Annotated in this window: 10 protein-coding genes; 7 read left to right on the forward strand and 3 right to left on the reverse strand. The window is 71.3% G+C overall.

Annotated elements, in window-relative coordinates; all coding sequences use genetic code 11:
• Positions 1 to 45 precede the first annotated feature (45 nt).
• Entirely contained in the window at positions 46 to 936 is an 891-nt protein-coding gene (locus ACGFYV_RS09030; RefSeq protein WP_393877688.1) for a cellulose-binding protein, read from the forward strand.
• Positions 937 to 1,021: 85 nt separating this feature from the next.
• On the opposite strand, the gene ACGFYV_RS09035 is transcribed toward ACGFYV_RS09030, so the two are convergent.
• From ACGFYV_RS09035 to ACGFYV_RS09045, 3 genes are all read right to left on the reverse strand, one after another.
• Positions 1,022 to 2,632, reverse strand: coding sequence for a cation acetate symporter (locus ACGFYV_RS09035; RefSeq protein WP_393877689.1), 1,611 nt, complete (start codon positions 2,630 to 2,632; stop codon positions 1,022 to 1,024).
• Positions 2,629 to 3,144, reverse strand: coding sequence for a DUF485 domain-containing protein (locus tag ACGFYV_RS09040; RefSeq protein WP_393877690.1), 516 nt, complete (start codon positions 3,142 to 3,144; stop codon positions 2,629 to 2,631). Before ACGFYV_RS09040 ends, ACGFYV_RS09035 begins: the two co-directional genes overlap by 4 nt.
• Positions 3,145 to 3,319: 175 nt before the next feature.
• Positions 3,320 to 4,816: an MFS transporter gene (locus ACGFYV_RS09045; RefSeq protein ID WP_393877691.1), complete on the reverse strand. Its 1,497-nt coding sequence runs from the start codon at positions 4,814 to 4,816 to the stop codon at positions 3,320 to 3,322.
• A gap of 534 nt (positions 4,817 to 5,350) precedes the next feature.
• Here ACGFYV_RS09045 and ACGFYV_RS09050 point away from each other — a divergent pair.
• The 6 genes from ACGFYV_RS09050 to ACGFYV_RS09075 all read left to right on the forward strand — a co-directional run bounded on the left by ACGFYV_RS09050 (position 5,351) and on the right by ACGFYV_RS09075 (position 15,512).
• Entirely contained in the window at positions 5,351 to 6,169 is an 819-nt protein-coding gene (locus ACGFYV_RS09050; protein WP_393877692.1) for an ABC transporter ATP-binding protein, read from the forward strand.
• Positions 6,166 to 8,733, forward strand: coding sequence for an ABC transporter permease (locus tag ACGFYV_RS09055; RefSeq protein ID WP_393877693.1), 2,568 nt, complete (start codon positions 6,166 to 6,168; stop codon positions 8,731 to 8,733). Before ACGFYV_RS09050 ends, ACGFYV_RS09055 begins: the two co-directional genes overlap by 4 nt.
• 444 nt (positions 8,734 to 9,177) lie before the next feature.
• Entirely contained in the window at positions 9,178 to 12,711 is a 3,534-nt protein-coding gene (gene mfd / locus ACGFYV_RS09060; protein WP_393877694.1) for a transcription-repair coupling factor, read from the forward strand.
• Between the two features lie 286 nt (positions 12,712 to 12,997).
• The gene (locus tag ACGFYV_RS09065) at positions 12,998 to 13,306 is read left to right on the forward strand and encodes a hypothetical protein (protein ID WP_393877695.1); all 309 of its coding nucleotides are present in this window, start codon (positions 12,998 to 13,000) and stop codon (positions 13,304 to 13,306) included.
• 49 nt (positions 13,307 to 13,355) lie between these two features.
• On the forward strand, positions 13,356 to 14,087 hold the full coding sequence (locus tag ACGFYV_RS09070) for an HNH endonuclease family protein (protein WP_393877782.1): 732 nt from the start codon (positions 13,356 to 13,358) through the stop codon (positions 14,085 to 14,087).
• Between the two features lie 72 nt (positions 14,088 to 14,159).
• Positions 14,160 to 15,512, forward strand: a complete 1,353-nt coding sequence (locus ACGFYV_RS09075; protein WP_393877696.1) for a hypothetical protein — start codon at positions 14,160 to 14,162, stop codon at positions 15,510 to 15,512.
• The last annotated feature ends 51 nt before the right edge of the window (positions 15,513 to 15,563 follow it).

Raw genomic sequence — 15,563 nt, forward strand, 5'->3', positions numbered from 1 at the left:
CGCGACATCGTCCTGTCGTGTAAATCCGCGGAGAGGGTTCCCAGGGTGAGCAGCGCATCGAAGACGCCGCACGGCTACGTGACCGTACGGGGGCGCGGCTACCGCCCCGACCAGGTCGACGCGTACACGGAGGTCCTGGCGTACGACCGGGACGCGGCGTGGGAGCGCGCCGCGCGGCTGACCGTGCTCGCCAAGGACATGGAGGCGCGGGCCGCGCGGTTGCGCGAGGTCGTCGCGCACCTCGCCCCGCAGACGTACGAGTCGCTCGGGGAGGGTGCGCGGCAGCTGTTCCGCAGCGCGCTCCAGGAGGCGGAACGGGTGCGGGAGAGCGCGCGGCGCGCGGCGCGGGAGCAGGTGGCGCAGGCACAGGCGGATGCTCACAGCGTGCGCGGAGCGGCGCGGGAAGCGGCGGACGCGCTGCGCGCGGAGGCCGAGGAGCACGCCCGCGGGCGGCTGCTCGCCGCTCGCGCCGAGGCCGACGCCCTGCGCATCGGCGCCCGGCGCGAGGTGAAGGAGGGGCGCGGGAAGACGCTCGCCGCCCTGCGCGAGACGCGGCAGCGCACCACCGGCCTCCTCGACGAGCGGGCCAGGGACGAGGCCGGTGGCCGGGCCGCGCTGGAGCGGGAGGAGGCCGACCGGCAGGCCGCGTTCGAGGCCGGGTACGCCGAGCGCCTCTCCCGCGCGCAGGCCGCCCTGGCGGAGGCGGAACGGGCCTACGGCGAGGCCGGGGAGGCGGCGCGCCGCTCGCGGGAGGAGGCACGCGCGCGTGCCGCCGAGATCGTCGCCGAGGCCCGCGTGCACGCGGACCGCATCGCCCGCCGGACGGAACGCGTGCTGCGCGCGCACGGCGCGGCCTGGGACGACGTACAGGCGCAGACGGACCGGGTACGCGACCGGCTCGGCATGCTGACCGGCGGGGCGGCGGCACCGGAGTGAGCGCCGGGCACCGCTCTCAACGCCCTCTGCGTACCGCCCTCAACGCCCTCTGCGTACCGCCCTCAACACCCCCCACGTACCGCCCTCAACGCTCCCTGCGTACCGCCCCCGCCAGGATCCAGCCCTCCACCGCCTCGTACTGGCGCCGCTGTTCCTCCGCCTCGCGGCGGTCGGAGAGGACCGTGCCGAGCCAGCCGAAGAAGAAGCCGGCCGGGATGGAGACGATGCCGGTGGTGGTGAACGGGAACCAGTTGAAGTCGGCCAGCGGGAAGGCCGAAGCCGGCGAGCCGGAGACGAGATCGGTGCCCGGCATGAGCAGCAGCACGGTCAGCGAGCCCCCGAGCAGCGTGCCCATCAGCCCGCCGCGCGTGTAGCGGCGCCAGAAGAGGCCGTACACCAGGGCGGGCGCCAGCGCGGAGGCGCCCAGGCAGAAGGAGAGGGTCACCAGCGGCTGCAGGCTGTGCCGCTGCACCAGGATGGCCAGCAGGATCGTCGGCACGCCGACGGCGAGCGCCGACGCGCGCGCCAGGGCCATCTCCCGGCGGGCCGGCATCGTGGGCGACCGTGCGGCGAACACGTCGTGGGCAAGGGAGTTGGCGCAGGCGAGGATCATCCCGGCCACCGAGGCGAGCATGGTCAGGAAGACCGCGGTGGTGACCAGGGTGAACAGGAACGTCTCCGCGGTCGACACCTCGGCGCCGAACACCGCCCGCGAGCCCAGCAGATAGGCCGTGTTGCCCTGCGGGTCGGCCGCCGCGATCGCCGTACGGCCGAGCAGCGCCGTGGCACCGAACCCCACCACGGTGACGACCAGCACGAACAGGGCGACGACCGACACCGCCCACGACATCGAGCGGCGCACCTGGCGGGCGCTGGAGGCGGTGTACATGCGCATGGTGACGTGCGGCAGACAGGCGCCGCCGAGTACGACGGTCAGCTCCGAGGCGATCATGTCCACGCGGGAGCGGGTTCCGGTGCCGAACTGCAGCCCGGAGTGCAGGAAGGCCGTACCGGCACCGCTGCGCCGGGCCGCCGCGGTGAACAGGGCGCCCGGGTCCCAGTCGAAGCGGCTCAGCATCAGGGCGGCGACCAGCGCGCCCGAACCGAGCAGCATCACGATCTTCAGGATCTGGATGAGCGCGGTGCCCTTCATGCCGCCGATCGCCGCGTAACTGATCATCAGCACGCCGAGTGAGACGACGCAGCCGGCCTTCAGGGACGCGCTGGAGAAGCCGAGGACGAACGCCATCAGCTGCCCGGTGGCGGCCAGTTGGACCAGCATCAACGGCAGCAGCGCGGCGATCGTCACCACGCACGCGGCGATGCGCACCCCGCGGCCCGGCAGCCGGCGCGCGAGCGCGTCGCCCATGGTGAACCGGCCCGCGTTGCGCAGCGGTTCGGCCAGCAGGAACATCAGCAGCATCAGCGACAGGGTCGTACTGAGGGCGAGTACGACACCGTCGTAGCCGCACAGGGCGATCACCCCGCCCGTGCCGAGGACGCTCGCCGCGGAGATGTAGTCGCCGGCGATGGCGAGGCCGTTGCGCAGCGGGGACAGGGTGCCGTAGCCGGTGTAGAACTCGTCGAGGTCGTCGCGGTCCGGGCCCGTCATCACGCACAGCAGCAGGGTGAGGGTGGCGACGGTGGAGAAGGCGACCAGGGACATCGTCTGGGCCGAGCCGGTGAAGCCGCTCATCGGGCCGCTCCTCGTCGTGCGTCCAGTTCGGCTTCCTTGCGGATGCGGTCCGCGAGCGGGTCGACACGGCGGCGCGCGGTGTGCTCGTACAGGGCGATCGCCAGCCAGGTGACCGGGAGTTGGAGCAGGGCCAGCAGCAGGCCGGCGGGGATGCCGTCGGTGACCGTGCGGGTCATGACCTGCGGGGCGAACGCGGACAGCACCAGGAACAGCGTGAAGTAGCCGAGCGCGGTGAGTGACGCGGTGCGCCGCTGCCGGCCGTAGGCGCGGCGCAGCAGGCGCAGGTCGCGGTGGCGGCCGAGGGGTTCGCGCGGCGGCGCGGGGCGCGGTCGCGGCGGCTGCGGGGGAGGCGGCTGCCAGGGGTAGGTGGGGTACGACGGTGGCCGTGCGGACTGTGGCTGTGCGGACTGTGGGTACGGGGGCTGCGGGTACGGGGGCTGTGGGTGTGGGGACTGTTGTGGGGGTTGCCGCGGCGGGTCGTCATGGGAGTCGTAGGGCGCGTCGAAGGCCATCCCGGGGCTCCTTGCGTGGCTCGGGTCCGTGGCGGCGGACCGCAGGGAGGTGGGTGGGGGCGAGCGGAGTCACGCACGTTACTCGCGAGTTAAGGTTCCGCGCGGCGTTTTCGTCCAACTGGACAGTCGGTATGCGCGTGCCGCCCGTGACCGGGGCTGACCGGGGTCCGTCCCGCTACTCCTCGCGCACCGGGAACCTCCGCGGTGCCACCAGCAGCAGCACCAGGAAGGCCACCGCCGCCGCGCACGCCGCGCCGAAGTACACCGCGTGCACCGCCGCGGCGATCGCCCGTCGCGTCGCCTCCGGGGCCGTACCGGCGTCCAGCGCGCGCGTGACGGACTCCAGGTCGCCCGCGCCGCCCAGCCGTGCGGCGAGCACCCCGTTGGCGACGGCGCCGAACAGGGAGGCGCCCACGGTCTGTCCGGTCTGCCGGCAGAACAGCACCGACGCGGTCGCCGTACCGCGCTCGGCCCAGCCCACCGACGACTGCACCCCGATGATCAGCGGCAGCTGGAACAGCCCCAGTGCCCCGCCCAGCACCAGCATCAGCAGCGTCGGCTGCCACCAGGACCCGGGATACGGCAGGAACGGGAACGCGAGCAGGATCAGCGTGCCCAGGCCGATGCCGATCAGCGCGGTGTCGCGGAAGCCGATGCGCCGGTACACGTGCTGGCTGAGCGCCGCCGAACCCGACCAGGTCAACGTCCAGACGCACAGCACCAGGCCGGCGGCCACGGGCGCGAGCCCGAGCACCGACTGCGCGTACGTCGGCAGGAACACCGTGGGCGCCACCATCAGCAGCCCCAGCGAGCCGCACGCCAGGTTGACGGCCGCGATCGTACGCCGCCGCCACACCCACCCCGGCATGATCGGCTGCTCCGCCCGCCGCTCCACCCACACCACCGCGCCGGCCAGGGCGAGCCCCGTGCCGAACAGGGCGAGCGAGGGCGCCGACAGCCACGGCCAGACGACCCCGCCCTGCACCAGGGCGGTCAGCAGCACCCCGCCGCACGCGAACACCGCGAGCGCGCCCGCCCAGTCCACGCGCGCACGGGCGGCCTTCTCCCGCTCCGGCTCGTGCAGATGACGGACGACCAGCCACAGTGCCGCCGCGCCGATCGGCAGGTTGACGAGGAAGATCCAGCGCCAGTCGGCGTACGCGACGAGCAGTCCGCCGAGCCCCGGGCCGGCCACCGACGACAGCGCCCACACCGAGGACAGCCTGGCCTGGATCCTGGGGCGTTCCGCCAGCGGGTACAGGTCGGCGGCCAGGGTCTGCACGGTGCCCTGCAACGCCCCGCCGCCCAGGCCCTGCACGATCCGGAACGCGATCAGCGCCCCCATGTTCCAGGCGGACGCGCACAGCAGCGAGCCCAGCAGGAACACGCTCGCGCCCACGACCAGGACCGGCTTGCGGCCGAAGGTGTCGGACAGGCGGCCGTAGACGGGGAGGGTGACGGTGACGGCGAGGAGATAGCCGGAGAACAGCCAGGAGAAGTACGAGAACCCGCCGAGGTCCCCGACGATCTGGGGTACGGCGGTGGAGACGGCGGTCGCGTCGAGCGCGGCCAGCGCCATCGAGAGCATCAGCGCGGCGACCACCGCGCCTCTCCTGCGGTCGTCCCGACGTGCCGTGGCGCCGCCGCGTATCGCGGGTGTCGTGCTCCCCACCGCAAACCCCTCCCCTGCTTCCTGTGCTTCCCGCACCCGTCCGGCCCGTGCTCCCCGCACCCGTCCAGGCACGTGCCCTGTGCACCCGTACGTCCCGTGCCCGTGCACCCGTCCAGCCCGTGCCCTATGCACCTATCCCGGTACGACAGCTTGCCACGTGAGGGGTGAGTCGGCCCCGGCGCGGCCGGAGGGTGGACGCCGACTGGGCCGGTGGGTGGAGCCGACCCCGAGAAGGAGTCCACCCGGCGGTGGACCACCCCTAGGGGTATCTCCGTACCAGAGGTCGGGGAGGGTTCGTACCCGCGGAGGACGAGAAGGCCAAGGGGTCGTCCTTAACCTGGCTTTACGCCGCTGGGGGGCGGCTTGCGGCACCGGCGGGGGTGGGGTTTACCCCCCTGCGAGAGGGGGCTTCGCACCAGCGCGCGGCACCCTCCGCCCCCGCCAGACTCATCGACGCACCCAACGCACCCAACGCACCCGAAGCATCCGAACGAACGCACCCGCAGAACTGTCAACCGATATAGGAGACATACCGTGACATCGGCTGTGACCATTCCCAGGCACGGGGGTACTGGAGGGCCTACGGCCGTTGCCGCGCGAGCGCGGCAGGTCGTGAAGGCGTACGGGTCCGGGGAGACCCGTGTCGTCGCCCTCGACCACGTCGACGTGGACATCGCACGCGGCCAGTTCACCGCGATCATGGGCCCCTCGGGGTCCGGCAAGTCCACCCTGATGCACTGCCTCGCCGGGCTCGACACCGTGACCAGCGGCCAGATCTACCTGGACGAGACCGAGATCACCGGCCTGAAGGACAAGAAGCTCACGCAGCTGCGCCGGGACCGGATCGGCTTCATCTTCCAGGCGTTCAACCTGCTCCCGACGCTGAACGCGCTCGAGAACATCACGCTGCCCATGGATATCGCCGGGCGCAGGCCCGACAAGGCGTGGCTGGACCGGGTCGTGGAGACCGTAGGGCTCGCCGGCCGGCTCAAGCACCGCCCCACCCAGCTCTCCGGCGGCCAGCAGCAGCGCGTCGCCGTGGCCCGCGCGCTCGCAGCCCGCCCGGAGATCATCTTCGGTGACGAGCCGACCGGAAACCTCGACTCCCGCGCGGGAGCCGAGGTGCTGAGCTTCCTGCGCCGCTCGGTGGACGAACTGGGCCAGACCATCGTGATGGTCACCCACGACCCGGTCGCCGCCTCCTACGCGGACCGCGTCCTCTACCTCGCCGACGGCCGGATTGTCGACGAGATGTACAAGCCGACCGCGGACACCGTCCTCGACCGCATGCTGCGCTTTTCTGGGGGACACCCCCAGACCCCCGACTTCGACGCGCGGGGGCGTACGTCATGACCGTCCTGAAGACCTCGATGCGCAACTTCTTCGCGCACAAGGGACGCATGGCGCTGTCGGCGATCGCCGTGCTGCTGTCGGTGGCGTTCGTGTGCGGCACGCTCGTGTTCACCGACACGATGAACACGACGTTCGACCGGCTGTTCTCCGTGACCGCGTCGGACGTCACCGTCTCGCCGAAGAGCGCCAAGACCGACGAGACCCCGCAGAACGGCGTCCCGCTGTCACTGCCCGCCGCCGCCCTGAAGCGCGTCGAGGCCGCGGACGGCGTCAAGTCGGCCGAGGGCGCCGTCAGTTCGATGAACGTCACCGTCGTCGACAGCCACAACGACAACATGGGCTCCAGCACCGGCGCGCCGACCATCGCCGGCAACTGGACCGGCAACGACCTGCGGTCCATGGAGATCACCTCCGGGCACGCCCCGCGGGGGCCGACCGAGGTGATGGTCGACGCCGACACCGCCGGCAAGCACCATCTGAAGATGGGCGACGAACTGCGCACCATCGCCCAGACCGGTGACTTCACGGCCCGCATCGTCGGCATCGCCACGTTCAAGGTCACCAACCCCGGTGCCGCGATCGTCTGGTTCGACACCCCCACCGCCCAGCGCGAACTGCTCGGCGCCACCGGCCGGTTCACCCAGATCAACGTCACCGCGACCGCCGGCGTCTCCGACGAGCACCTCAAGCGGAACGTCGCTAAGACGCTCGGCGCGGGGACGTACAAGCTGCAGACCGCCAAGGAGAACGCCGACGAGAACCGCAAGGGCGTCGGCGAGTTCATGAACGTCATCAAGTACGCCATGCTCGGCTTCGCCGGGATCGCGTTCCTGGTGGGCATCTTCCTGATCATCAACACGTTCTCGATGCTGGTCGCCCAGCGCACCCGCGAGATCGGCCTGATGCGGGCGATCGGCTCCTCGCGCGGCCAGGTCAACCGGTCGGTGCTGCTGGAGGCCCTGCTGCTCGGCGTCGTCGGTTCGGCCCTCGGCGTCGGCGCCGGTGTCGGCATCGCGATCGGCCTGATGAAGCTCATGGGCGCGGCGGGCATGGACCTGTCGACCCGCGACCTGACCATCAAGGCGACCACCCCGGTCGTGGGCGTGCTGCTCGGTGTCATCGTCACCGTCCTCGCCGCCTACCTCCCGGCCCGCCGCGCCGGCAAGGTCTCCCCGATGGCCGCGCTGCGCGACGCCGGCACCCCGGCCGACGGCAGGGCGGGCCTGGTCCGGGCGCTGATCGGCCTGGTCCTCACCGGCGCCGGCGCCGCCGCCCTGTACGCCGCGGCCACGGCCACGAAGGCGAGCGAGGGCTCGCTCGTCCTCGGCGCGGGCATCGTGCTCACCCTGATCGGCTTCGTCGTCATCGGCCCGCTGCTGGCCGGCGGCGTGGTCCGGGTGATCAGCGCGGTGCTGCTGCGTGCCTTCGGACCCGTCGGCCGCATGGCCGAGCGCAACGCCCTGCGCAACCCGCGCCGCACGGGCGCCACCGGCGCGGCCCTCATGATCGGCCTCGCGCTGGTCGCCTGCCTGTCCGTGGTCGGCTCCTCCATGGTCGCCTCCGCCACCAGCGAGCTGGACAAGTCGGTCGGCGCGGACTTCATCGTCGAGGGCAACCAGCGCATCGTCCCGAAGGCCGAACAGGCCATGGAGCACTCGCCCGGCCTGGCCCACGTCACCCGCTACAAGATGCTCGACGCCACCCTGACCTCGCCCGACGGCAGGGCCAAGGACTGGCCGGTCACGGCGGCCGACCCGTCGTACGCCCAGGACCTGCGCCGTACGACCACGCAGGGCACGCTCTCGGCCGCCTACGGCGACGACGCCATGTCGGTCGGCACCGACTACGCCAAGAAGTACGGCGTCCACGTCGGCGACACCCTCACCGTGGCCTTCAAGGGCGGCCGGACGGCGAAGCTCAAGGTGGCGGCCGTCACGGACGACTCCACCGCGATCGACCAGGGCGCGCACTACATGAGCATCACGACCATGGAGAAGTACGTTCCCGCGGACCGGATCCCGCCGAACGTGATCATGTTCGCCAAGGCCAGGGACGGCCAGGAGAAGCAGGCGTACGCGGCACTGAAGAAGGCCATGGCGCCCTACCCGCAGTACCAGGTCCGCGACCAGACCGACTACAAGCAGGAACTGAAGGACCAGATCGGACAGCTCCTGAACATGGTCTACGGCCTGCTCGCCCTGGCGATCATCGTCGCGGTCCTCGGTGTCGTGAACACCCTCGCCCTGTCGGTCGTCGAGCGCACCCGCGAGATCGGCCTCATGCGGGCGATCGGCCTCTCCCGCCGCCAGCTGCGCCGCATGATCCGCCTGGAGTCCGTGGTCATCGCCCTCTTCGGCGCCCTCCTCGGCCTCGGCCTGGGCATGGGCTGGGGCGCCACCGCACAGAAACTCCTCGCACTGGAGGGCCTGGGAGTCCTGGACATCCCCTGGCCGACGATCATCGGCGTGTTCATCGGCTCGGCCTTCGTGGGCCTGTTCGCCGCCCTGATCCCGGCGTTCCGCGCGGGCCGGATGAACGTCCTGACCGCCATCGCGACCGACTGACCGGGCCGAGGGAGAACGCCCCCGCACACGGGGGTTGCGGGGAAAAGAGCCGGGCCCGACGGAACCGCCGTCGGGCCCGGCCACGCTCATCAGCGGGATCGCGGGGATCGCGGGATCGCGGGACTGCGGCACCACGGGACTGCCGGACTGCGGCACCGCGGCACCGCGGGAGAGCGGAACTGCGGGATGCGCTCCAGCGACCTCGCTGCGCGTACGGCCCGGCGCGCAAGGTCACCCACCCCCCGGACCAGGCATCCGCCGGACCTCTTCCTGCGGAACCCCGACGAACGTGCCGTTCGCCATGTACGGAACCGCACGGTCCGTGCCGCGACGGAGTCGATCGCTCTCACGGGTGAACGCCTCCCGTCCGTCGTACGCTGGACACCCCGGCTGCTCGACGCGTCGGGCTCTTCGCGTTGCCCACTTCGGACGGAAAGTCTTTCCATGAGCCTGCACGGTCTGCTCGACGCCGTCGTCAAGGACCCCGCCCTCGCGGAAGCGATCACCGCCGCCGCGGACGGCAACCGCATGCACGTCGACCTCGTCGGCCCCCCGGCCGTCCGTCCCCTCGCCGTCGCCGCCCTGGCCCGCGAGGCCGGCCGCACGGTGCTCGCGGTCACGGCGACGGGCCGCGAGGCCGAGGACCTGGCGGCGGCCCTGCGCTCGCTGCTGCCCCCGGAGGGCATCGTGGAGTACCCCTCCTGGGAGACCCTCCCGCACGAGCGCCTCAGCCCGCGCAGCGACACCGTCGGCCGGCGCCTCGCCGTCCTGCGCCGCCTCGCCCACCCCCGCCCCGACGACCCCGAGACCGGCCCGGTCTCCGTCGTCGTCGCCCCCATCCGCTCCGTCCTCCAGCCGCAGGTCAAGGGCCTCGGCGACCTGGAACCGGTGTCCCTGAGGACCGGCCAGACCGCCGACCTGAACGAGATCGTGACGGCTCTCGCGGCGGCCGCCTACGCGCGCGTGGAGCTGGTGGAGAAGCGCGGCGAGTTCGCCGTGCGCGGCGGCATCCTCGACGTGTTCCCGCCTACCGAGGAACACCCCCTGCGCATCGAGTTCTGGGGCGACGACGTCGAGGAGGTCCGCTACTTCAAGGTCGCCGACCAGCGCTCCCTCGAAGTCGCCGAACACGGCCTGTGGGCCCCGCCCTGCCGCGAACTCCTCCTCACCGACGACGTCCGCACCCGCGCGCGCACCCTCGCCGAACAGCACCCCGAGCTGGGCGAACTGCTCGGCAAGATCGCCGAGGGCATCGCCGTCGAGGGCATGGAATCCCTCGCCCCGGTCCTCGTGGACGACATGGAACTGCTGCTCGACGTGCTGCCCAAGGGCGCCATGGCCGTCGTGTGCGACCCGGAGCGCGTCCGCACGCGTGCCGCCGACCTGGTGGCCACCTCCCAGGAGTTCCTCCAGGCGTCCTGGGCGGCCACCGCGGGCGGCGGCGAGGCCCCCATCGACGTCGGCGCCGCCTCCCTGCGGTCCATCGCCGACGTCCGCGACCACGCGCGCGAGCTGGACATGATGTGGTGGTCCGTCTCGCCGTTCGCCGCCGACGAAGAGCTGGACTCAGACACCCTCAAGCTCGGCATGCACGCCCCCGAGACGTACCGCGGCGACACCGCGCGGGCCCTCGCCGACACCAAGGGCTGGCTCGCCGACGGCTGGCGCACCGTCTACGTCACCGAGGCCCACGGCCCCGCCAGCCGCACCGTCGAGGTCCTCGGCGGCGAGGGCATCGCCGCCCGCCTGGACGCCGACCTCACCGAGCTGAGCCCCTCCGTCGTACACGTCTCCTGCGGCTCGATCGACTACGGCTTCGTCGACCCGGCACTCAGGCTCGCCGTCCTCACCGAGACCGACCTGACCGGCCAGAAGGCCGCCGGCAAGGACGGCGCCCGGATGCCGGCCCGCCGCCGCAAGACCATCGACCCGCTCACCCTGGAGCAGGGCGACTACATCGTCCACGAACAGCACGGCGTCGGCCGCTACATCGAGATGGTGCAGCGCACCGTCCAGGGCGCCACCCGCGAGTACCTCGTCGTCGAGTACGCCCCCGCCAAGCGCGGCCAGCCCGGCGACCGCCTCTACATCCCCACCGACCAGCTGGAGCAGATCACCAAGTACGTCGGCGGCGAGGCCCCCACCCTGCACCGGCTCGGCGGCGCCGACTGGACGAAGACCAAGGCGCGCGCGAAGAAGGCCGTCAAGGAGATCGCCGCCGACCTGATCAAGCTCTACAGCGCCCGCATGGCCGCCCCCGGCCACTCCTTCGGCGCCGACACCCCCTGGCAGCGCGAGCTGGAGGACGCCTTCCCGTACGTGGAGACCCCCGACCAGCTCACCACCATCGCCGAGGTCAAGGAGGACATGGAGAAGTCGATCCCCATGGACCGCCTGATCTGCGGCGACGTCGGCTACGGCAAGACCGAGATCGCCGTCCGCGCCGCCTTCAAGGCCGTACAGGACGGCAAGCAGGTCGCCGTCCTCGTCCCCACGACCCTGCTGGTGCAGCAGCACTTCGGCACGTTCTCCGAGCGGTACGGCCAGTTCCCCGTCAACGTGAAGGCCCTGTCCCGCTTCCAGACCGACACCGAGGCGAAGGCCGTCCTGGAGGGCCTGAAGGAAGGCGCGGTGGACGTCGTCATCGGCACCCACCGCCTGTTCTCCTCCGAGACGAAGTTCAAGGACCTCGGCCTCGTCATCGTCGACGAGGAGCAGCGCTTCGGCGTCGAGCACAAGGAGCAGCTGAAGAAGCTCCGCGCCAACGTCGACGTGCTCACCATGTCGGCCACCCCGATCCCGCGCACCCTGGAGATGGCGGTCACCGGCATCCGCGAGATGTCCACCATCACCACCCCGCCGGAGGAACGGCACCCCGTGCTGACCTTCGTCGGCCCGTACGAGGAGAAGCAGATCGGCGCCGCCATCCGCCGCGAACTGCTGCGCGAGGGCCAGGTCTTCTACATCCACAACCGCGTCGAGTCCATCGACCGCGCCGCCGCCCGGCTGCGCGAGATCGTCCCCGAGGCACGCATCGCCACCGCGCACGGCCAGATGTCCGAACAGGCCCTGGAACAGGTCGTCGTGGACTTCTGGGAGAAGAAGTTCGACGTCCTCGTCTCCACGACGATCGTCGAGTCCGGCATCGACATCTCCAACGCCAACACCCTGATCGTGGAGCGCGGCGACAACTTCGGCCTCTCCCAGCTGCACCAGCTGCGCGGCCGCGTGGGCCGTGGCCGCGAGCGCGGGTACGCGTACTTCCTGTACCCGCCGGAGAAGCCGCTGACCGAGACCGCCCACGAGCGCCTCGCCACCATCGCCCAGCACACCGAGATGGGCGCGGGCATGTACGTCGCCATGAAGGACCTGGAGATCCGCGGCGCCGGAAACCTCCTGGGCGGCGAGCAGTCCGGCCACATCGCGGGCGTCGGCTTCGACCTGTACGTCCGCATGGTCGGCGAGGCCGTCGCCGACTACCGGCGCCAGCTGGAGACCGGCGGGATCGAGGAGGAGCCGCCGCTCGAGGTCAAGATCGAGCTGCCCGTCGACGCGCACGTCCCGCACGACTACGCGCCCGGCGAGCGCCTGCGCCTCCAGGCCTACCGGTCCATCGCCTCCGCCAACTCGGAACAGGACATCAAGGCCGTCCGCGAGGAACTCACCGACCGCTACGGCAAGTTGCCCGAGCCTGTGGAGAACCTGCTGCTGGTGGCCGGCCTGCGCATGCTCGCGCGCGCGTGCGGCGTCGGCGAGATCGTCCTGCAGGGCACCAACATCCGCTTCGCCCCGGTGGAGTTGCGCGAGTCGCAGGAGCTGCGGGTCAAGCGGCTCTACCCGGGCACGGTCATCAAGGCGACCGCCCACCAGATCCTGGTCCCGCGCCCGAAGACCGCGAAGGTGGGCGGCAAGCCGCTCGTCGGCCGCGAACTGCTGGGCTGGGTCGGGGAGTTCCTGGCGTCGATCCTGGGGTCGTAGGCGGGGTCTGGGGCCTGGGGGCGTAGGTGGGGGGCGTGGGCGTGGGCGGAGGGCGTGGGCTGGGCCCGGGGTCGTAGGCAGGCCCTGGGGTCGTAGGCGGCCGGGGTCGTAGGTGTTCCTGGGGGCGCGGTGGCTTCGGCGCGTGCCCCCGCACAACCGCCCACTGCACGGAATCTCCCCCGCAGCCCCCATCGGAGTGACGCCGTACGACCGTTACGGTGGTAGGCGGAACGATCCGCCCCGCATGTGAGGGCGGACGGACGAGAACGAACCAGGGGGGACGCGCGTGAGGCGTCTGAGGGGTGGGGCGGTCACCGCCGCGGTCGTGGCGGTCGCCGTGGCCGGCTGCATGCCCGAGCAGGACAAGGGGGCCTCCGGGCCCGAGCCGACGGGCGGCAAGGGCACCGCCCTGGCCGCCGCCGACTCACTGCCCGTCAAGGGGCGTGCGCCGAAGACCGGTTACTCCCGGGCCCGCTTCGGCACCGCCTGGGCCGACACGGACTCCAACTCCTGCGACACTCGGATTATCTCTATGCTTCGCGCCGTGATGGATCTGTTCTCGCAGCGTATGCAGGGTGTGGTCGGCTGTGCGTAATGAGAGGCACGTGAGCCACGGGCTGCTGCGGACTGGCGGGAAGAAGGCCATGATTACGGCCGCCATTGCCGCTGTGCTTGTCACCGGCTGTGACGACCTGGAGTCGGGCGGTACCGCCGCAGGATCCGGACCGGACGCCGCTGCTGGCCGCGCGGTGAGCCCATTGGCGAATCCCGACGGGACGAAGCCGGGGCTCGCCGCGCTCACGTCAGAGGCGGACAAGGCCAACGCACGCAAGCTCATCCAAGGACTCACCACAAAAGGGCGGGGGCCGAAGACGGGCTACGCACGGGATGAGTTCGGTTATGCGTGGATGGATACGGCGGACGGTGTGCCGCTGGCGAGGAACGGTTGTGACACCCGGAACGACTTGCTGAAACTCCATGGACGAGACGTCGAGTTCCGTGCGGGGTCTGACTGCGTGGTTGTGTCGATGAGCCTGTACGACCCGTATACCGGCAAGGACATCGCCTGGAAGAAGGCGAAGGCCACCGAGGTACAGATAGACCACGTGGTGCCGCTGTCGTACGCCTGGCAGATGGGCGCGGCCCACTGGGACAAAAAGAAGCGGCAGAGGCTGGCCAACGACGTGCTCAACCTTCTGCCGGTCTCAGGCTCCCTCAACGCGTCCAAGGGCGACTCCGGGCCGGCGTCCTGGCTGCCGCCGAACAAGGCGATCCGTTGCTCGTACGTGGTCCGCTTCGCACAGGTGGCCCTCAAGTACGACCTTGCGGTGACGACGGCGGACAAGGCAACGATGGTGAAGCAGTGTCAGGACTGACAGCATCCCGATGACCGTCCCGACCAGGGGCTGCAGAGTCCATGTCGAACGTGGTGGCTAAGGTGCGCAGTCATGGACGCTGCCGATCTCGACCGCCAGTCCCGGACATTGTCCGGCTGCATTCCCCCTCTCCTGGTCTCCCGGCTTCTTGAGCTCGGCCACAATGACGAGGTGGAGGTCCAGGCCCGTTGTGGGGAATGGTTCTGCGCGCGGGCATGGGCGCGGCTGATCGGTGACCAGGGTTGGCAAACCAAGGCGTTGGAGGTGCTTGCTCCGTACGTCGCCACGGGCTGGTGGCAGGCAGCCCGGACCCAGGCGGAACTGCTGGAGAGCTGGGGGCGGGCAGAGGAGGCGATCGCGCTGTCCCGCCCGTATTCGGGCACGGGAGGGCTCCCGCTGGAGTTCTTCGCGCGCCTGCTGGCCCGGCACGGGCATACGGACGAGGCGGCCACTCGGCTGAGCGCCGGAATCGAGGATCCGCTTCTCGCCGCTGCTTTGGTCGACATCGCCGAAGGAACAGGCCGGGACGAAGACATCGCCGCGCTGCTGGCTGCCCGGATCCCGGCACAGCACCGGTGTGACAGCCCATGGTGCTGCCGCGGCCTCGACCCCGACAACGCGATCGGGCTGCTTGCCACCATCCGTGAACGCCAGGGCCGTATCGACGAAGCGATCGCCCTGCTGCACACCCGGCACATCACCTCCGTCAGCAACCGAGATCAGCTGGCCGACCTGCTGGCAAGACACGATCGGATCGAGGAACTGCGCGCGTACGCGGTGACCGAGCGCCTCGGTCACGCTGCGCAGCGCCTGGCCGAGGCGCTGGAGGAGCGGCACGACGTGGAAGGCGCGATCGCCGTGTACCGGCAGTCGGGCGACTCGCAGGACTTCCGGGGCCACGGCACGGTGCGACTGGCGGAGATCCTGGCACGGCACGGCCGAGGGGGCGAAGCCGTCGATGTGATGCGTGACCTGGCCGACGCCCATAACGGCGACGACTGGATCCTGCATACGTGGTGCAACCTGTGCCTCGACCAAGGCTGCCCCGAGGACGGCCTGGCGCACCTTGACGCCCTCGCCGCCGCCCGCGGGGGCGAGGAGGACTGGGACCTGTACTGGATACGGCTGCCGCTGATCGCCGCACGCGATGGCGTCGACGAAGCGATCGCACGGGCCCGCTCCCACCCCGAGGGCGGCACCTCGTACGCGGCGCCGCACATCGCTGAGCTGCTCGCCGGCGCCGGACGCATCGAGGAGGCTGTTGCCGTTCTCGAACAGCACGCCCCCGCGAACAGCAACGACCTTGCTGGCCACCTCATCGAACTGGGGCGCGTCAACGACGCCGTCGTACTCCTTCAGCAGCGCGATTCCGCGCCGGTCTCACCTGTCTGGACCGGCTCGCTCTTCAACGATCCCCCATTCTGACTGGGCCTCTCACGGCTGTCCGGCGGACACTCGGGCCGGACAGCCGCGGGC

The sequence above is a fragment of the Streptomyces sp. NPDC048297 genome (genome assembly GCF_043201585.1).
Lineage (GTDB): Bacteria > Actinomycetota > Actinomycetes > Streptomycetales > Streptomycetaceae > Streptomyces.

Coding starts and splice junctions, on each gene's coding strand:
- ACGFYV_RS09055 (WP_393877693.1), top strand. CDS start 6,166: ATGACCGTCCTGAAGACCTCGATGCGCAACTTCTTCGCGCACAAGGGA.
- ACGFYV_RS09040 (WP_393877690.1), bottom strand. CDS start 3,144: ATGGCCTTCGACGCGCCCTACGACTCCCATGACGACCCGCCGCGGCAA.
- mfd (WP_393877694.1), top strand. CDS start 9,178: ATGAGCCTGCACGGTCTGCTCGACGCCGTCGTCAAGGACCCCGCCCTC.
- ACGFYV_RS09075 (WP_393877696.1), top strand. CDS start 14,160: ATGGACGCTGCCGATCTCGACCGCCAGTCCCGGACATTGTCCGGCTGC.
- ACGFYV_RS09070 (WP_393877782.1), top strand. CDS start 13,356: ATGATTACGGCCGCCATTGCCGCTGTGCTTGTCACCGGCTGTGACGAC.
- ACGFYV_RS09035 (WP_393877689.1), bottom strand. CDS start 2,632: ATGAGCGGCTTCACCGGCTCGGCCCAGACGATGTCCCTGGTCGCCTTC.